General features: G+C 74.3%; 14 protein-coding genes and 1 pseudogene. 3 read left to right on the top strand and 12 right to left on the bottom strand.

What is annotated here, in order from left to right:
* Window positions 1-97: 97 nt before the first annotated feature.
* Entirely contained in the window at window positions 98-3,532 is a 3,435-nt protein-coding gene (gene addA / locus ACFE86_RS03060; RefSeq protein WP_375453860.1) for a double-strand break repair helicase AddA, read from the bottom strand.
* Between the two features lie 122 nt (window positions 3,533-3,654).
* On the opposite strand from addA, the gene dmeF reads away from it, so the two are divergent.
* The gene (dmeF, locus tag ACFE86_RS03055; RefSeq protein ID WP_375453859.1) at window positions 3,655-4,656 is read left to right on the top strand and encodes a CDF family Co(II)/Ni(II) efflux transporter DmeF; all 1,002 of its coding nucleotides are present in this window, start codon (window positions 3,655-3,657) and stop codon (window positions 4,654-4,656) included.
* Between the two features lie 17 nt (window positions 4,657-4,673).
* Here the strand turns inward: dmeF and addB are convergent, their stop codons facing one another.
* From addB to ACFE86_RS03020, 7 genes and pseudogenes are all read right to left on the bottom strand, one after another.
* Entirely contained in the window at window positions 4,674-7,832 is a 3,159-nt protein-coding gene (gene addB / locus ACFE86_RS03050) for a double-strand break repair protein AddB (protein ID WP_375453858.1), read from the bottom strand.
* Between the two features lie 17 nt (window positions 7,833-7,849).
* A complete protein-coding gene (locus ACFE86_RS03045) occupies window positions 7,850-8,317 on the bottom strand; it encodes a hypothetical protein (protein WP_375453857.1) in 468 nt (155 codons plus the stop codon).
* Complete coding sequence (locus ACFE86_RS03040; RefSeq protein WP_375453856.1) at window positions 8,314-8,592, bottom strand: hypothetical protein; 279 nt, start codon at window positions 8,590-8,592, stop codon at window positions 8,314-8,316. Before ACFE86_RS03040 ends, ACFE86_RS03045 begins: the two co-directional genes overlap by 4 nt.
* A gap of 69 nt (window positions 8,593-8,661) precedes the next feature.
* Window positions 8,662-9,411 carry a nucleotidyltransferase family protein gene (locus ACFE86_RS03035; protein WP_375453855.1) on the bottom strand — a complete coding sequence of 250 codons (750 nt, stop codon included), beginning with the start codon at window positions 9,409-9,411 and terminating at the stop codon, window positions 8,662-8,664.
* A 42-nt stretch (window positions 9,412-9,453) separates the two neighbouring features.
* The gene (gene tsaE, locus ACFE86_RS03030) at window positions 9,454-11,064 is read right to left on the bottom strand and encodes a tRNA (adenosine(37)-N6)-threonylcarbamoyltransferase complex ATPase subunit type 1 TsaE (protein WP_375453854.1); all 1,611 of its coding nucleotides are present in this window, start codon (window positions 11,062-11,064) and stop codon (window positions 9,454-9,456) included.
* Between the two features lie 103 nt (window positions 11,065-11,167).
* Window positions 11,168-11,830: a methyltransferase gene (locus ACFE86_RS03025; RefSeq protein WP_375453853.1), complete on the bottom strand. Its 663-nt coding sequence runs from the start codon at window positions 11,828-11,830 to the stop codon at window positions 11,168-11,170.
* Window positions 11,831-11,880: 50 nt separating this feature from the next.
* Window positions 11,881-12,435, bottom strand: a pseudogene (locus ACFE86_RS03020) (glycosyltransferase); the annotation flags it as partial.
* Window positions 12,436-12,544: 109 nt separating this feature from the next.
* Between ACFE86_RS03020 and ACFE86_RS03015 the strand changes: the two are divergent.
* Window positions 12,545-13,765, top strand: a complete 1,221-nt coding sequence (locus tag ACFE86_RS03015) for a DNA topoisomerase IB (RefSeq protein ID WP_375453852.1) — start codon at window positions 12,545-12,547, stop codon at window positions 13,763-13,765.
* 41 nt (window positions 13,766-13,806) lie between these two features.
* Here ACFE86_RS03015 and ACFE86_RS03010 read toward each other — a convergent pair whose 3' ends face one another.
* Together ACFE86_RS03010 and ACFE86_RS03005 are read right to left on the bottom strand one after the other, a co-directional pair.
* Window positions 13,807-14,505, bottom strand: a complete 699-nt coding sequence (locus ACFE86_RS03010) for a LuxR C-terminal-related transcriptional regulator (protein WP_375453851.1) — start codon at window positions 14,503-14,505, stop codon at window positions 13,807-13,809.
* 304 nt (window positions 14,506-14,809) lie between these two features.
* Window positions 14,810-15,706 (bottom strand): diguanylate cyclase, encoded by an 897-nt coding sequence (locus ACFE86_RS03005; protein ID WP_375453850.1) that lies wholly within the window; start codon window positions 15,704-15,706, stop codon window positions 14,810-14,812.
* Between the two features lie 258 nt (window positions 15,707-15,964).
* On the opposite strand from ACFE86_RS03005, the gene ACFE86_RS03000 reads away from it, so the two are divergent.
* Window positions 15,965-16,408: a hypothetical protein gene (locus ACFE86_RS03000; protein WP_375453849.1), complete on the top strand. Its 444-nt coding sequence runs from the start codon at window positions 15,965-15,967 to the stop codon at window positions 16,406-16,408.
* Here the strand turns inward: ACFE86_RS03000 and ACFE86_RS02995 are convergent.
* Together ACFE86_RS02995 and ACFE86_RS02990 are read right to left on the bottom strand one after the other, a co-directional pair.
* The gene (locus ACFE86_RS02995) at window positions 16,380-16,817 is read right to left on the bottom strand and encodes a hypothetical protein (RefSeq protein ID WP_375453848.1); all 438 of its coding nucleotides are present in this window, start codon (window positions 16,815-16,817) and stop codon (window positions 16,380-16,382) included. The genes ACFE86_RS03000 and ACFE86_RS02995 overlap by 29 nt on opposite strands.
* A gap of 177 nt (window positions 16,818-16,994) precedes the next feature.
* The gene (locus tag ACFE86_RS02990; protein ID WP_375453847.1) at window positions 16,995-17,240 is read right to left on the bottom strand and encodes a hypothetical protein; all 246 of its coding nucleotides are present in this window, start codon (window positions 17,238-17,240) and stop codon (window positions 16,995-16,997) included.
* Window positions 17,241-17,297 lie beyond the last annotated feature (57 nt).

The following is a 17,297-nucleotide window of genomic DNA, read 5'->3' as shown; positions in this document are numbered from 1 at the left end:
CAAATCGGTTAGGACCTATCCTATTCCGATCGGAGAGGGTTCGCTCCCGGGTGCGATCCCTCCGTCGGCGTCCTGCGGGCGGACCCGCGAGCGCCCGTCACGACAGTCCGAGTCCTTCGAGCGCCTCGGCCGTATCCGCCTCGGTAAAGGTCCGGATCACCGGCCCGGAGGTCCAGACCAGCATCGGCCGGATGCGGTGGTGCGGATAGATCCGCGCGAGCAGGCGCGCGTAGAGGGCGACCTGCGCCGCGTCGGCGCGTGGTAGCGGGGCGCCGTCGGCCGGCGGGCGGCCAGTCTTGAAGTCGGCGAGCCAGACCATGTCGCCGGCGACCGCGAGGCGGTCGACGCGGCCGAAGACCGGCCGCTCGATGCCGGCCACCGTCACCCGTCCCGACAGGCTGACCTCGGCGCGCGCGTCGCGGGCAAAGAGCGGCGCCAGCTCCGGCGTTTCGATCAGGTGGAGCGCGCCCTGCACGATCGCCCGGCGCTTCGCCGCGGGGAAGGCCGGCGCCCGGGCGCGCACGAAGGCGGCCGCCGCCTGCGCGCGCGTCTCGGGATCGCGCTGCGGCAGGTGCTCCAGCAGGGCGTGGATCAGCTTCCCGCGCCGCCGCGCGTCGGCATCGGCCTGCCGCGGTGGGATCTGCCGTGGGCCGTCCGCCGCGCGCATCGCCCCGGACGGACTGAGCGGCGGGGCGGCCTCCGCCTCGGCGGGCACGGCCGCGCGCAGCCAGGCCGGAAGCGCGCCCAGCTCGGGATCGGGTGCCGGCGCGGCGGCTCCCGTCTCCGGTCCCGATCCGTCCCGCCACAGCGTCGCCGGCCCGTAGGCGGTCTCCACGGCCTCGCCCGCGCCGAAGGCTCGAAGCATCCCGGTGCGGATCATCTCGCACCACGCGGAGGGGGCCGCCTGCGTATGGCCGCGATAGGGCGCCACCACCAGGCGGTCGGCGGCGCGCGTCATCGCGACGTAGAGCAGCCGGTTGTGCTCCTCGCGGCCCCGGGCGTGAAGGGTCTCGCGGGCCTGCCCGATGACGGCGCAATCGTAGGGCTTGGCGCTCGACCAGACCGGCGGGAGCCCGCGCTCGGCCATCGCGAGCAGCGGCGGGTCGTTGCCGCCGAGCGGCTCGCAGCCGTCGATCACCACGACGACCGGGGCCTCCAGGCCCTTGGCGCCGTGCACGGTCATCACCCGCACCTCGTCGCGCCCCGATTCCATGTCGCGCTTGACCGTGTGGGCGCCCTCGCCGCGCCCGCCCCCGGCATAGCGGGCGAGGAAGCCGCCGAGCGAGGGCGCGTCCGCCCCCGCTTCGGCCTGGGCGGCGCCCTGCAGGAACACGTCGATGGCGTCGCCCGCCTCGCCGCCGAGGCGCGCGACGAGGCGCGCCCGCCCCTCCCCGGGCCCGAGCAGGGCCGCGTAGAACCCGAACGGCCCGTGCGCGCCCGCGAGCCCGATCCAACCGCGGAGCGCATCGCTGCCGCGGATCGCGGCGGCATCGCCCGCCGCCGCGTGCCGGACGAGCGCGTCCTCCAGGGTCTCGGCGCGATCGCGGCGGCTCGCGATGCGCACGAGGTCGTCGTCGGTGAGCCCGACCAGCGGAGTCTTCAGGGCGCAGGCCAGCGTCAGGTCGTCGGCGGGCAGCAGGCCCGCCCGGCCGATCGCGACGAGGTCGGCGACCGCGATGTGGGCGGCGACGTCGAGCCGGTCCTGGCCGGCGACGGGGACGCCCGCCCCTTTGAGCGCCCGGATCACCTCCTCGAAGGCGGGCCCGCGCTTGCGCACCAGCACCAGCACCTCGCCCGGCCGCCACACCCGGCCGCTCGAATCCCCCGTCGTGACCCAGGCCCGCACCGCGCGTGCGATCCGCCGGGCGGTGACGATGGCCGGCGCGTTCGCCTCCGGCGCATCGACCGGCGCGGTCCAGGCGTCGGGCTCGGCCTCCTCGGCGGGCTCGGCGATCGGCCACAGCTCGACGGCGCCGGGCGCGCCCGCCCGCGCCGGGGTGTGGACGGTGCCGACGGCCGCGTCGTCGAAGGACAGGCCCTCGTAATGCTCGGGAACCCCGAAGGTGGCGTCGACCGCCCGCAGGACGCCGTGCGTCGAGCGGAAGGACAGCTTGAGCTCGACGTCCTCGAACGCGAGGCCGGCCGCAGCGGCCTCGCCCCGCCAGCGCCGGTGCATCGCCGCGAACTCCCGCGGCTCGGCGCCCTGGAAGCTGTAGATCGACTGCTTGGGGTCGCCGACCGCAAAGCGCGTGCGCAGGCCCTCGCGGGCGCCGGCGCCGGCCGCGAACTCGGCGGTGATCCGGTCGAGGATCTGCCATTGCTGCGGGTTGGTGTCCTGCGCCTCGTCGATCAGCACGTGGTCGACGCCGCGGTCGAGCTTGTACAGCACCCAGGCGGCGCCGACCCGCGAGAGCAGGTCGAGGGTCTTGTGGATCAGGTCGTCGAAATCGAGCGCGCCGAGCCGCGCCTTCTGGGCCTCGACGCGGCGGTGGATCTCGGCGGCCAGGGTGAACAGCGCCTCGGTGCGGGCCAGGGCGCGCGCGCCGCGCAGGCCGTCGAACAGCGGCGCCAGGCGGTCGCGCTCGGTGATCAGCGCGGCGCGCACGTCCTCCGGCACGGCCTTGGTGCCGAGGCTCCGGTCGGATTTCGGCTCGTCCTTGGCGGTGAAGAACACGCCGCGATAGTGGTCGAGGGCCTCGTCGGCCTCCGCGGCGTCGGCCGCGAGCAGGCCGTCGGCGAGGGTCTCGTCGGTCGCCTTGCCCGTGCGCAGGCGCGCGGCCAGGGCCTGCCGGTCGCCCGGCCCGTCCTCCAGGATCGCGCGCACGAGAGTCTCGCGGCTCTCCCCCGGGCCGAGCCCGAGGGCGGCCCCGAGCCTGCGGAACTGAGGCGCCAGCCCGGCGCGGTCGGCGAGCACGGGCCGGGCGGCCATCGCCTGCCGGATCGCCTTGCGCAGGGCGTCGCCCGTCGCCTCGGGCGCGACCAGCGCCAGGGCCGCGCTCAACGCCGCATCGCCGCCGGCCGCGTCGGCGAGGACGTTGTCGGTCTCGAGCGCGAACATGTCGCGCGACTGGTTCTCGTCGAGCACGGCGAAGCGGGCCGGCACGTTGGCCTCGAACGGGAACATGTGCAGTAGCCGCTCGCACAGCGCGTGCAGCGTCTCGATCTTCAGGCCGCCCGGCGTCTCCACCGAGCGGGCGAACAGGCGCCGCGCCGCATCGAGATCCCGTCGCGATGCCGGCGTGCCGGTCAGGCGCGCGAGTTCGCCCGACAGCGCGGCATCGTCCAGCGTCACCCAGCGTCCCAGCGTCCGGAAGACCCGGATCGACATGTTGGCGGCCGCCGCCTTCGTGAAGGTGAGGCAGAGGATGCGCCCGGGCGCCGCGCCGTCGAGGAGCAGGCGCACCACCCGGTCGGTGAGCACCTTGGTCTTGCCCGCCCCCGCATTTGCCGAGACCCAGGCCGAGGCGCGCGGGTCGGCTGCGCGGCGCTGGTCGGCCTGGGTCTGCGGATCGACGACGAAGGCTTCGCTCATGGTCGGCTCCGGGCTTCGTTCGTCCGCGCATCGACGCGTCGCCGCGCACGGCCGCCGCTGGCCGACACGGATCGAAGCGGCGTATGCTCGACCCCCGAACCGCGACATCCAGGAGGTCTGCGATGCACAGCCATACGATCGAAGCCTGGGAGCACCGGCACGATTTCCTCGGGGCCGATCATGCCCGCAACGAGGGGCGCACGTGGCTCGTCGTCGGCGTCACCCTGGCGACGATGGTGGCCGAGATCGTCGGCGGGACGGTGTTCGGCTCGATGGCGCTGACCGCCGATGGCTGGCACATGTCGACCCACGCGGCGGCGCTCGGCATCGCGGCCCTGGCCTACCGCTTCGCGCGCCGGCACGCGGACGACGCGCGCTTCGCCTTCGGCACCGCCAAGCTCGGGGACCTCGCCGGCTTCGCCAGCGCGCTGATCCTCGCCGTGGTGGCGCTGGCGATCGGCGCCGAGAGCGTTCGCAGGCTGGCCGACCCGCAGGCGGTCGCTTTCGGCGAGGCGCTGCCGATCGCCGTGCTCGGCCTGCTCGTCAACCTCGCCAGCGCGTGGCTGCTCGGCGGCCACGACCACCACGGCCACGACCACCACGGCCACGACCACCACGGCCATGACGACCGCGACCACGGGCATCACGGGCACGACCATCGCCGGCATGCCCGCGGCCACGACACCAACCTGCGCGCCGCCTACGTCCACGTGCTGGCCGACGCGCTGACCTCGGTGCTCGCCATCGCCGCCCTGCTCGCCGGCCGCGTCTACGGGATCGCGTGGCTCGACCCGGCGATGGGGCTCGTCGGGGCCGTGGTGATCGTGTCGTGGTCCTGGACCCTGGTGCGCACGGCCGGCGCCGCCCTGCTCGACGTGGTGCCGGATCGCGGGCTGTCCGCGGCGGTCCGCGCGCGGCTGGAGACCGACGGGGACCGCGTCGCCGACCTGCACCTGTGGCGCCTCGGACCCGGGCATTCCGGCCTGATCGTCTCGCTGGTCACCGACCGGCCGCAGCCGCCCGCCGCCTACAAGGCGCGGATCGGCGGGCTGCCGGGCCTGTCGCACGTCACGGTCGAGGTGAACCCCTGCCCCGGACCTGCGCCCGGACGCGCCGCGGCCTGAGCGGGCTCCGCGCGGGCTCACGAATCCCCCTCTCCGGCGAGCGACCATTCGCGCACGCGGGCGAGGTGGTCGTAGGCGCCGTAGGCGCTGGCGAACTTCGGATAGGGCCGCGCGGTGTAGGCCGCCTCGCCCGCCAGGAAGCGGGCGATCAGCCCCTTCAGACGCGCCGCGTGGTCAGACACGATCGCCTCGACGGTGCGGGGGTCGCCCCGGGGCGGCCTGACCGGCAGCGGCACGAACGGCTTCCGGCCGCCGGACGCGTGGACGTAGAGCAGGTCCGGCATCGCGTCCGTGGCGGGGAAGCCCTCGAACGCGCCGGCCATCAGCATCGCCGCCTCCAGGGTGAGCTGCGGCGAGAACCCGGCGAAGACCTCCCTGGCCGAGGGCGGCGCGCCGGTCTTGAAGTCGACGATGCAGGCGCCGTCGATGCCGCGCTCGATCCGGTCGGCGCGGGCCCGCAGGGTGAAGCTCTCGCCGCCGATCGGGATCACCCAGCGCCCGGAGATCTCCGGATGGACGCGGGCGAGACCCGCGCGGCGCTCCATCTCCCAGGGCAGGTAGGCGGCGGCCATGCGCTCGTAGCGCGGCCACCACTCGGCGTGAAGCTCGGGATAGGTGTCCTGGATCGGGCCGAACGCGTCCAGCGCGTGCGCGTAGAGGCGCTGCCGCGCCAGCCCGAGGTCGGGCAGGTGCTCGGGATGGTCGGTGGCGAACGCCCCGAAGATCCGGTGGACGAGGGAACCGCGGTCGCCGGCGCCCGGCCGCGCCGCCACCGGCTCGAGCGGGTCGAGGCCGAGCACGTGGCGGGCGAAGATCGCGTAGGGGTCGCGCACCAGCGTCTCGATCTCGGTGACGCTCAAGCTGCGCGGGAACAGCGCCGGATCGGGCTTCGGCTTCGGCTGGGTCAGGCGGGGCTGCGGCGGGGCGGTGTCGAGGGCGCGGGCATAGCCGGCCAAGCGCCGGCCGGCATCGAGCACCGCGCGCCAGGCGGGCTCGCCGGCGAAGGCGCGGATGCGCTGGAGGAAGCGCGAGGGCACGGTGGGCGCGCCCTCGCGCTTGGCCGCCCGGGTGATCACCGCGTCGCGGCAGCCCAGCGCCTGCACGAAGTCGTGCGCCGCCTGGCCGAGGCGGCGCTCGGGCGGGTTGAGGCCGACGCGCTCGCGCATCGGCCGGTTGAGGAAGGCGTCGGTGGTGGCCTTGCCCGGCCACACGCCCTCGTCGAGCCCCGCGAGCACGATCCGGTCGGCGTCCGTGAGCCGGGCTTCGAGCAGGCCGAGGATGCGCAGGCGCGGATGCGGCGCGCCGCCGGCGCAGGGCACGACGCGCTCGGCGGCGAGCGTCGTGAAGAAGGCGGGATAGTCGGCAAACGCGCCGGGCAGCAGGCCGGGCTCGGCCATCTCCAGGTCGTCGAACAGCAGGTCGAGGCACGGCAGGGACGCCTCCGCGACCGGCTCGACCGCCTCCGCGGTTTGCAGCAGCGCCTCGCAGACCGCGCGATGGTGGGCGGCCGCCGCCACGAGGTCGCAGGCCGGCAGGCCGGGCCCGGCCGGGCCGGCGAAGGCGGCGAGCGGTGCGAAGGCCGCCTCCAGGCGATCGAGGAGCGTGGCCGCGAGGTCCCAGTCGATCGCGCCGAGGCGCTGCCTGGCGCGGGGCCGGTGCCGGATGTCGGTCGCGCGCTCGATGGCGAGCGCATCCCTCAGCCCCGGGAATCCGGCCTGTGGCGCGGGCCCGCGCAGGCTCCCGATCTCCAGGGCGGCGGCACCGCGCACGACGTCGGCGCGCGCCAGGCCGAGGGTGACCATCGGATGGGCGAGCAGCGCGATGAGCCGGCCCGGGATCGCCTCGGCCTGGGCCCGGTGGAGGTCGACCGCGAGTTCGGCCGTGAGCCGCGCCATGCGGCCCGCCGGGCTGCGGCCGAGAGCGATGCCGGCGCCGTCCTCGGCCAGGATGCCCCAGCGGGCGAGTTCGGCCGCGACCCGGCCCGCGAGCGCCCGGTCGGGGGTGACGAGCACCGCCTCGGCACCGGGCGTCTCCAGGGTCTCGCGCAGGGCGACGGCGGCGACCAGCGCCTCCTCGCGCTCGTCGGCGGCCTCGATCACGGCAAGCCCCGCGAGCCCGTGGCGCGCGAGGTCGTCGCGCGCTTTCGGCTCCAGCCGCGCCCACGCGTCGGTGGTCTCGGCCGGGCGCAGCGCCTGCGACAGCAGGACGGCGCGCGCGGCGGCGTCCGCATCGGGACGGCCGAGATCGACGACGGCGTCGCGCGACAGCGCGAGGCAGCCCGGGCCGAGGAGCCGGTGCAGAACCGCCTGCGGGTGGCCGTGGGCGATCTCGCGGCCGAAGCCCGCGCCGGTGTCGATCGCGTCCCAGCCCAGCGCGTCGAGGTCGCGGTCGAGGCCCGGCAGCACCACGGCGCCGCGCGGCAGGGCCGCCACCGCGGCGATGAGCCTAGCGGTGGCCGGCACCGAGCCCGTCGAGCCCGCGACGACCACCGGAGCGGTCGGCCGCTCGCGGGCAAGCCGCGCGCCCTCCGCGAGCACGAGGTTGCGCGCGCGCGAGACCGGGTCGCTCATCCCGCGCTCGGCGAGGATGCGCGGCCAGTTCTCGGCGGCGATCCGGACGAAGTCGATGGTGAGGCCGAAATAGCGCGAATACTCCGCCTCGACCGCGCCCGCGATCTCCGACCAGGGCAGGCCCTCGACGGTGAGCGCGTCCATCAGGCGTTCGAGGTCGGCGGCGAGCGCCACCGCGTCGGCGGGCGAGGACGGCACGAGGAAGGGCACCTCGGCGTCGATCGGTAACAGGGTGCGGTCGACGGCCTCGGCCCAGGACCGCACGAGGCGCGCGAGGATCAGGCGCCGCTCCAGGGGCGGCATCGGCGGGCCGAGGCCGTCCGGCCCGTTCTCCAAGAGCGGCAGGGCGGCGAGGTCGAGTTCCGCCTCGTCGGCCTCGCCGAGCGGGATCATCCGCGGCAGCAGCGCCGCCGCCCCGAGGCGCTCGGCCAGCAGCGCCGCGAGCGCCTTGGCCGCGCGCGGCGTCGGCAGGTAGATCGTCACCGAAGCCAGCGCCAGCGGATCGTCCCCGAGGCCGCCGACGAGGCGCCCGTCGATCAGCGCGTCGGCCAGCGTCGGCAGGAACCGCGCACCGCCGGTGATGGTGAAGACGTGGGATGCGGGCATCGTCGCACCAACCGGCTTCAACCGCGCACCCGCTCGCGTTCGTGGGTGAAATTGAGCACCTTCCTGCCCGCCGTGGCGCTGGTCAGGTACAGGTTGAGGTCATCGGTGATCAGGGTCACGTCCGGCTCCTGCGCCTCCAGGATCGTCACGTCGTTCAGGCCAAGCCGCTCGAAATCCGCCGCCCCGACGCCTTGTGCGCTTCGCACATACGTCTCCGACGCGGCCGCTGCGAAGCTGCGGAAGACATCGAGGATCGGCGTGAGACGCGGCCGGTCGAACTGCCGGATCAGGTTCGATGTTTCGGCAAGAACGTTCGGTGTCGTGACGAAAACCGCCGCATCGGCGATCAGGAGCTTCAGGAGCACGAAGTCGTCGACGGTGTAAGCACGCGTCCGCCTGTGGGCCGCGATATACGCTTCCGAGGCGGTGCCGACGAAGAGAAGCAGGAGCAGGTTCGTATCGATGAAGACGCGTCTCGCGCTCACGGCTCGATCTTCCGATCGGTGACGGAAACGACCCGGCCGTCGTCGTCCTTGATGTGCACGACCTTGTAGGTTCGTTTCAGGTCGAGATCGCGCCCGAGCGCGGTCACGAGCGCCTTGGGGGAATCCCAGGGCCTGGAGAAGCCGACCGTGATGAGCCAAATATCGCGGAGATCGTCGAAACGAATCTCTTCAAGACCGATATTCCTGGGGCTCTCGGCGTCGAACACCTCGGCGACGTACGTCTTCGCCTTGGTGATCGCGTCCTTCACGTCCATCGAAGCCTCCGCCGACGTCACTGGATCGGAGTGTAAACGTTCCGCTTCCGTTCCTCAAACGGATTCGCCTCACCCCTCCCGCGCGTGTCGGCGCACGCGCTCCTCGGCCGCGCGGATCGCGTCCGGCGTGCCGACGTGGAGCCATTGGCCGTCCAGGCGCAGGCCCGAGAGGCGCCCGCGCGCGATCGCGCGGTCGAACAGCAGGTTGAGGGAGAAGGCGCCCTCGGGCGTGTCGGCGAACAGCTCGGGCTTCAGGATGGCGACGCCGGCATAGATCAGGGGCGCTGCCGGGCGATCGCCGCGGCGCTCCAGGCGTCCGTCCGGGTCAATCGTGAAATCGCCGGCGCCGTCGTAGCCGAGGCTCGTTTCGGTGGGCGCCACGAGGAGCAGGATGTCCATGGCGTCCCGGTCCCAGGCGGCGATCAGGCGGGCGAGGTTCGGGGCCGGCCCCTCCAGCCAGAACGAATCCGCGTTGAACACCACGAACGGCGCGTCGCCGACGAGGGCGAGCGCCTTCCTCACGCCGCCGCCGGTCTCCAGCAGCGCCGCGCGCTCGTCCGAGACCAGGATCTTCGGCAAGCCCTCGCGCCTGGCGAGGTGGGCCTCGATCAGGTCCGGCAGGTGGTGGACGTTGACCACCGCGGTCTCGATCCCGACCTCGGCCGCGCGGTCGAGGGCGTGGTCGATCAGCGCCTTGCCGGCGACCGCGACCAGGGGCTTCGGCACCGTCGCGGTGACCGGGCGCATGCGCGTGCCGAGCCCGGCGGCGAGCACGAAGGCGCGGGTGACGGCGGGCGGGACGGCGGCTTCGTCGCTCATGCGCGGGGCTCGCGGAGATCGGGGTGGACGGGAACCGGCGCGTCAGCCCTCAGTGGCGGCGGCCGGGTCGGCGGGTCCGAACGGGCCCGGCAGGTGCCGTGCGTGCCAGGCGCGCAACGGGGCGAGCGCCGGGTGGGCGAGGTTGCGCGCGAGGTAGCCTTCGATGCGCGGGATGTGGGCGAGATAACCTGGTTTTCCGTCCCGTCTGTCCAGGCGTGCGAAGATGCCCAGGATCTTGGTGGCGCGCTGCGCGGCCAGCAGCGCGTAGGCGGTGGCGAAGGCGCCGACGTCGAAGGCCGGGTCCCGGGCGCGGCGCTCGCGGGCGTAGAGGCCGAGCAGCCTCAGCTCGAACTCGGCGGTGGCGTCGACGCGGGCGTCCTGGAGCAGGGAGGCGACGTCGTAGGCCGGATGGCCGAGCACCGCGTCCTGGAAGTCGATCAGGCCGATGCGCTCCAGCCCCTCGCGCTCGGGCAGCCAGATCAGGTTGGGCGAGTGGTAGTCGCGCAGCGTCCAGGTCGGGCGGGCGGGCACCGCGCCCTCCAGCGCCTCGGCCCAGAGCGCACCGAACGCGGCCCGCGCTTCCGGGGAGAGCGTGACGCCGCGGATCGCGGGCGCGTACCAGTCCGGCAGCAACTCGGTCTCGAACAGCAGCGCCTCGGCGTCGTAGGGCGGCAGCACGTGGTCGATGCCGTCGGCCACCGGCAGGATACCCGGCAGTTCGGTGGCGTGGAGCTTGGCGAGCAGGCGCGTGGCCTCGGCGTAGCGTTCGGGCCGGGGTCCGGCGGCATCGACCACCGGCTCGGTGCCGAGGTCTTCCAGGATCAGCAGGCCCGCGTCGAGGTCCTCGCCGTAGATCCGTGGCGCCGAGAAGCCGAGTGCCCGCAAGGCCCGGTCGACGGCGACGAAGGCGTGCACGCTCTCGGCGAGCTTGACGATGGCGCTGTAGGGCCTGCCGTCGCGCACCGGCGGCCCGTCGGGACGCGGCGGCGCGATCATCAGCACGGCCGAGCGCCCGTCCGGCTCGGTCAGGCGCTCGTAGGCGCGGGACGACGCGTCGCCCTGCATCAGGGTGCGCGCCGCCGCGTCCCAGCCGCTGCGGGCGAGCAGCGCGCGGACCGCGCGCGCCCGGTCGAGGCGCAGGCGCATGCCCGCGGTGCCGGAGATCCGCGCAAAGCGCGAGCCCGCGCCGAATTCGGGGCTCAGCGACAGGTCGATCGACAGCACGGGCCCCTCGCGGGGCGGCAGGCTCTCGGGCCACTCGACCAGGGTGATCGCCCCCTCGGTCATCTCGTCGAAGCCGAGCTCGATCAGTTCGTCGGCCCCGCGCAGGCGGTAGAGGTCGGCATGGACGATAGGGCCGAGCCGGCCCGCGTAGGGCTGGATCAGGGTGAAGGTCGGGCTCGGGACCTCCAGCGCGGGGTCGCCCGCCAGCTCCCGGATCAGCGCGCGCGCGAGGGTGGTCTTGCCGCCGCCGAGCCCGCCCGAGAGCGCCACGAGGTCGCCCGGCATCAGGAACTCGGAGAGGAACAGCCCGAGATCCTCCGTCGCGCCTTCCTCGGGCAGGACGATCTCCCACGGCGCCGGCTCCGCATCGCGGGACGGCGGGGCCGGCGCGGCGTCCTGCCGGTCGAGATCCGGATCGTCCTCCCCCAAAACCGTCAGCCTCCGTGCGCCGGCCAAGGGCGCGATGCCGCCGCACCGCCGCGGGCGCACGCCTGTCTAGCGGAGGAGTCTTAACCGAACTTCGCGGGATGTCTCAGCCCGCGCGGAACCGCCAGACATGGCTGTGCTTGACCTCCGCGTCCTCCAGCGCCCGCGACACCGGCACGGCGTAGCACGCCAAGCTCTCCAGCCGGTCGCGCGGCAGGTAGGCGCGGCCGGGATCGCCGAGCAGCACCGTGACGCCGGCGGCGTGCAGCCGCCCGAGCCAGTCGCTTACGGCGCCGGCGAGGTCGCGCTCGTAGAAGATGTCGGCGGCGAGCACCACGTCCGCCTCCGGCGGCAAACCGATGAGGTCGCGTCGCGACGGCGTGATCCGATCTTCGACGCCGTTCGCCGCGGCGTTGAGGGCGATCGCCGCGACGGCGAAGGGGTCGAGGTCGCTGGCCAGGACCGAGGCCGCCCCGGCCTTCGCGGCCGCGATCGCCACGAGGCCGGAGCCGGAGGCGAAGTCGAGCACCCGGCGCCCGGCGACCATCCCCGGATCGTCGAGGAGATGGCGGGCCAGCGCCTGGCCCCCGGCCCAGGCGAAGGCCCAGAACGGCGGCGGCAGGCCGATCTCCGCGCGTTCGTCCTCGGTCCTCTGCCAGAGCGCCGTCGCCTCGTCGGCGACGTGCAGCACGATCTCGGGTGCGCAGGGCACCGGCAGCAGGCGGGTGTTGTCGCGGATGAAGCGCGTCGCGTCCTCGAGACCGATCATGGCGCGAGCAGGTCGCGGTAGAGGCCGCAGACCGCCTCGGCCGCCGCGACGTCCGAGAACCCGCCTGCGACGACTGTCGCCGCCGTGTCGGCCGGGTCGAGGCCCAGCGCCGCCGCGTCCTCCGGGTTCTCGAACAGGAAGCGGGTGCGCGTCGAGGCGAGCGGCCCGCGGACGAGGCGGCGCAGGGCCGTGCGCCCGAGCCGGCCGGCGGTGCCGCCGCGCGCGCCGAGCCCGGTCGGCGCGTAGACGCGGGCCGGAATGCCGGCCATCGCGGCGGCGGTGCCGCCGAGGAGGATGCCGCGCGGCGCGATGCCGTGGACGATGTCGGCTTTCAGGGCCTTCAGGATCGCCGCGAGCCGCCCCGCCGCGTAACCCGCCGCCATCGGGTTGAGGCTGGAGCGCGCCGCCTCCAGCGCCACGACCCGCGCGCCCGTCGCCGCGATGGCCGCGCGGTGGTCGCGCACCCGGGTCACCACCGCGACCGACAGGCCCATCGCCACCGCGGCCCGCGCCAGGGGCAGGTGGCGCTCGGCGAAGAGCCCGTCCTCGGCGATCACGAAGGCGAGGCACTGCGTCGGCGCGGCGGGCGGTCGGGCGGCGTCCATCGCAGTCGATCTTAGCACGGCGGGACGGCGCTTGTGCGGCCGATGCGCGGGGGGCGGAACACGGCCGTGCCGCCCCGGTTGACGGCAGACCCGAGGCGGAGGAGCAGGCATGGCGTCGGACGAGACAGCGGGCACCGTCGTCGATCCCCGCGACGCGGCGGCGGAAGCCGGGCTCTCCTACGTCGACGATGCGATGCCGGGCCTGACCCGGACGCGGAGCGGCCGCGGCTTCCGCTACCTCGACGCGAAGGGCGCGGTCCTGCGCGACGCGGCGCAGATCGCCCGCATCCGGTCGCTCGCGATCCCGCCGGCCTATACCGACGTCTGGATCTGCCCGCGCGGGAACGGCCACATCCAGGCGACCGGGCGCGACGCCAAGGGGCGCAAGCAGTACCGCTACCACCCCGATTTCCGGGCGGCGCGGGACGCGACCAAGTTCAGCCACATCATGGCCTTCGCCGACGCGCTGCCGGGCATCCGCACGCGCATCGACGCGGACATGCGGCGCAAGGGCCTTCCGCGCGAGAAGGTGCTGGCCACCGTCGTCCACCTCCTGGAGACCACGCTGATCCGGGTCGGCAACGACGACTACGCCAAGGCCAACAGGAGCTACGGCCTGACGACGCTGCGCGATCCGCACGTGAGGGTCGACGGGGCCGAGCTCACGTTCCGCTTCAGGGGCAAGAGCGGCAAGGCGTGGAACCTGTCGCTGAAGGACCGGCGGGTGGCCAAGATCGTCAAGGCTTGCCAGGACCTGCCGGGGCAGGAGCTGTTCCAGTACCTCGACGCGGACGGCACGCGCCGCGACGTCACCTCCTCGGACGTCAACGACTACCTGCGCGCGATCTCGGGCCAGGACATCACCGCCAAGGACTTTCGCACGTGGGCCGGCACCGTGCTCGCCGCGCTGGCGCTGCGGGCGTTCGAGGCCTTCGACGGCGAGGCCGGGGCCAGGAAGAACGTCCGCACGGCGATCGAGAGCGTGGCGGCCCGGCTCGGCAACACGCCGACCATCTGCCGCAAGTGCTACATCCATCCGCAGATCATCGACTGCTACCTGGAGGGCGCGCTGCTGCTCCAGGTCAAGGACGCGGTCGAGACGGAACTGGTGGAGGACCTGAGCCGCCTGCGGCCGGAGGAGGCGGCGGTGCTGAGCCTACTCCAACGGCGGCTGGATTCCGCCCCGGCGCCGAAACCGGGCCGGCGCAAGGTCCCATCCCGGACGGCGTCCGGCGGAACGGGTGCCGGAACGACGAAGGGAAGGACGAAGCGCACGGCACCCGAGCCGGCGCCCCGCGCGGATGCGGGCGACCGGACCGCACGGGCCTGATCCGCCCTGCGCCTCCGCCGGACGGTGCGTCCGCCCGGCCTTCAGTGGCGCGCCGGGCCCTGGCCCGTGGCGGCGCGGGCGGTCTCGACGCCGCGCCGGGCCGGCTCGGTCTCGACCACGGGCGCGAGGCCGAGCTGGCGGGCCAGCGACACGAGGTCCTTCAGCCGTCCGGTCTGGGTCTTGCGCCGGAGGTTGAGGCGGTGGGTCTCGACCGTGCGGACGGAGAGCGTCAGGCGGCGCGCCACCTCCTTGTTGCTGAAGCCGGCGCTGAGGAAGCGCAGCACCTCCGCCTCCCGCGGCGTCAGGCCGAGGCCGAGGCCGTCGGCCGGCTCCGGCGCCTGGACGGGAATCTCCGTCTCATGGCGGGCCACGAGGCGCGCCGCCCCCTCCGCCAGCGCCAGGACCGCGGTGCAGAGCTCGCGCGGCGAGGCCGAGCGCGCCACGAAGGCGTCGGCGCCCGCCCGGAGCAGGGCGTTGAGGTCTGCGCCGGTCAGGGCCCGGAACGCCACCAGCGTCCGCAGCGCCGGCAGGCGCTGCTTGAGCGCGGCGAGCCGGGTGAGCCCGTCCTGCAGCCGCGCCTCGTCGAGGAAGACCAGCGCGACGGCGTTGGTCGGGTCGATACGGTCGAGATCGGCCTCGCCCACGGTGTGGAGGGCCGGCATATGCTCCAGCGTCGCGCGGAACGCCGGGTTCAGTTCCTGGGGCTCGTCGAAGACCAGCACGTCTACGGCCGTACTCATACCGCACACCCCTCCATTCCCGGCATGGCACAGGTCGGCCGGGCTCAGGCGAAGGGTTTCAAGACTCGTTCCAATCGAGATCCGGCCGAGACGCCGGCTTTTCCGTATCGAAATCTGATTACGGCAGGAGTTTATACTTAACGGACGTCTCGCAACGGCACAGCGCGATCAGCCGCGACGCGGGGGTTCGATGCGCCGACGCCCGGCATCGTGCCGATGGCCCGGCGTCTGGCCGGTTCCCGCGTCCGGTCGGGGCCCGGCGCGAACGCCGGCGCCGCTCGTGCGGCGGATCGCCCGCGCGGCGTCAGCCGGCCTGTGCCAGCACCATCTCGCTCGCAGCGGAGACGACGCGGTCGCGTCCCGTGGTCTTGGCCTCGTAGAGGGCGATGTCGGCCCGCTTGACCAGGGCGGTGACGCTGTCGCCCTCGCACCACGTGCTGACGCCGAAGCTGCAGGTGAGCCGCACGGGGCCGCGGCTGCCGCGAATGCGCAGGTCCTTCGCCTGGAGGCGCAGGCGCCCGGCGACGGCCGCCGCCGCATCGAGCCCGAGATCCGGCAGCACCACGGCGAACTCCTCTCCGCCGAGGCGCCCGACGATCCCCTGAGCGCCGAGGAGGTCGGCGACCGCCCGGATCGCGGCATCGCCGACGTCGTGGCCGTGCGTGTCGTTGATGCGCTTGAAGTGATCGATGTCGGCCAGCACCGCCGACATCGCCCCGTGGTTGCCCGCGCGCTCGGCGGCGGCCCCGACGCGGGCGAAGAAGGCGCGGCGGTTGAGGAGGCCCGTGAGCGGATCGGTCTCGGCGAGGCGGATCAGCTCGTTCTGCATGGTGGTGAGGCGCTCCGCCGCGCGCAGGCGCGCGTGCAGTTCCTCGGCGCCGGGCGGCTTCTCGATGAAGTCGTCGGCGCCGCTGTCCAGCGCCTCGGCGAGGTTGCGGGCGTTGCGCGCCGACGACATTGTCACGACGTAGAGGGGCCGGCGCGCCTCGGCGAGCAGCCGCGCCGACCAGCACAGCTCGAGCCCGCTCACCGGCCGCACCTCCAGGCTGGTGATCAGCACCCGGACGCTCGGCGTCCCGGTGAGGAAGTCGAGCGCGGCGGCCGAATCCGTGAAGGCGCTGACCGTGTGCCCGCGCGGCTCCAGGAACGCTGTGATGATCTTCAGGACGACGCGGCTCGAATCGACGATGACGATGTGCATGACGCGTTGTCCGGCTCTTGTCGGGCTAGGGCCGGAGCGTGACGGCGAAGCCTTAACATCGGGTCTCGGCGGTGCGGCCGTCAGGTTTCCGGGTGGCGTATCCCTCTCCCTCCTCGGGTCGTGGATGAGCGCGCGTGAAGGACCCCGGTCAGGAGCCGCTGCCGCACGGTGACGGATTTGATCGGCGACGCCGTCCGTGGGACCCCGTTCGGGGCGGACCTCGCGGGTGCCGTCCGGTTCGGGGTGGAGGTAAGCGCGTTGGCCGGTCCGGAGATACCGAAGGACGCTACGGCGCCTGCCTATCCGCGCACGCCGGACGGACGCTATTTCGTCGTCGGCGGACGCCTGTGGCGCTGCACCGATCCGCGCCTGCCCGAGGCGGCCAGACAACGCCATGTCGCCGACCTCATGGATGCGCGGCGTGCGGTCGCCGCGGCCAAGCGCGCGGAGCGGGCGGGCGACCCGCAAGCAGGTTCAAGCCTGGCTCGGGCGCGCGGTGCGGTGCAGGCCGCCAAGGAAGCGTTGGGCGAGCGTGGCCCGGTCTGGTGGACCGACGGGACGCCGGACCAGGGCGGCAGGCACCCGCGCAACACGCCCTACGCCGACTGGTACGCGGCGATCGCGGCGCAGAACCCGCCTCCCGCCGACCGGTGCCCCCCGGAGGACGACGGCGTCAGCGGCGCGGCACCGTCACCGCGATGATGCGGGCGCCGCGAGCAGCCTGCGCGTCCGGTTCGAGCCGCTCCCAGTCCCCGCCAGCGTCCCGCGACAGAATGCGCGCCCCCGCGGAGCGGCGGGACGGGACCCGCGCGCCGGGGTTGATCACCGTGAGGCTCGGGGCCGCCGCCGGCGCCTGCGCGATGCCCGACACCGTCGGGACCCCGTAGGTGCCGTAGCTCCAGGGGGCCGGCACGATCCGGGTGGGCGCGGGAAACGCGCCGAACGGCGCGCCGACATAGGCACCGCGCACCGCCTCGTCCGCGAAGCCGTAGCCGCCGCCGTATCCCCCGATCCCCTGCGCGCCCGCAGCCCCGCCTCCGAGCGAAACGGTGGCCGCGAGGGCGAGCAGCGAGACGGCCGATCGATGGAGACGGCGGCAAGGCAGGGCCATGGGTTCGGAGCTCCGATGCGGCATGCGATGGTCCGGGCAAAACCCGGCGCGGCCGATCTCGTTCCGGGCGCGGCCGGTGCGCCACGCGCGGAGACTGCTTAACCCGTGCCGAGACCTTCGTTACGCACAGGAATGCGCGCGGCGGCGCGCGGTAGGCGTCGGGCCGGCGCGGGCCGCTCAGCGGCAGGTGGTGACGCGGCGGACGATCCAGCCCTCGCCCTCGACCCAGAGCCGGCGGCGGATGCGGCTGCACGTGCCGGACTCGTCCTCGCCCTCCGTCGCGGCGACCGGACGGACCGGGGCGGCCGCCTCGGCGACCTCGGTGACGCCCCGGGTGGCGGGTGCCGCGGATGCATCGGTCGTGAAGCCCAGCGCGAGGACGGCCGCGAGTCCGAGCGCGGGGAAGGCGGATGTCGTCGACATGGATGGGTCTCGCCTGCGCTGCCTTGCCGGCGCGTGCACACCGGTCGGGACGGCGTC

This window comes from uncultured Methylobacterium sp. (assembly GCF_964244095.1).
Classification (GTDB): Bacteria; Pseudomonadota; Alphaproteobacteria; order Rhizobiales; family Beijerinckiaceae; genus Methylobacterium.
This window is presented reverse-complemented; position numbering and strand designations above follow the sequence as displayed.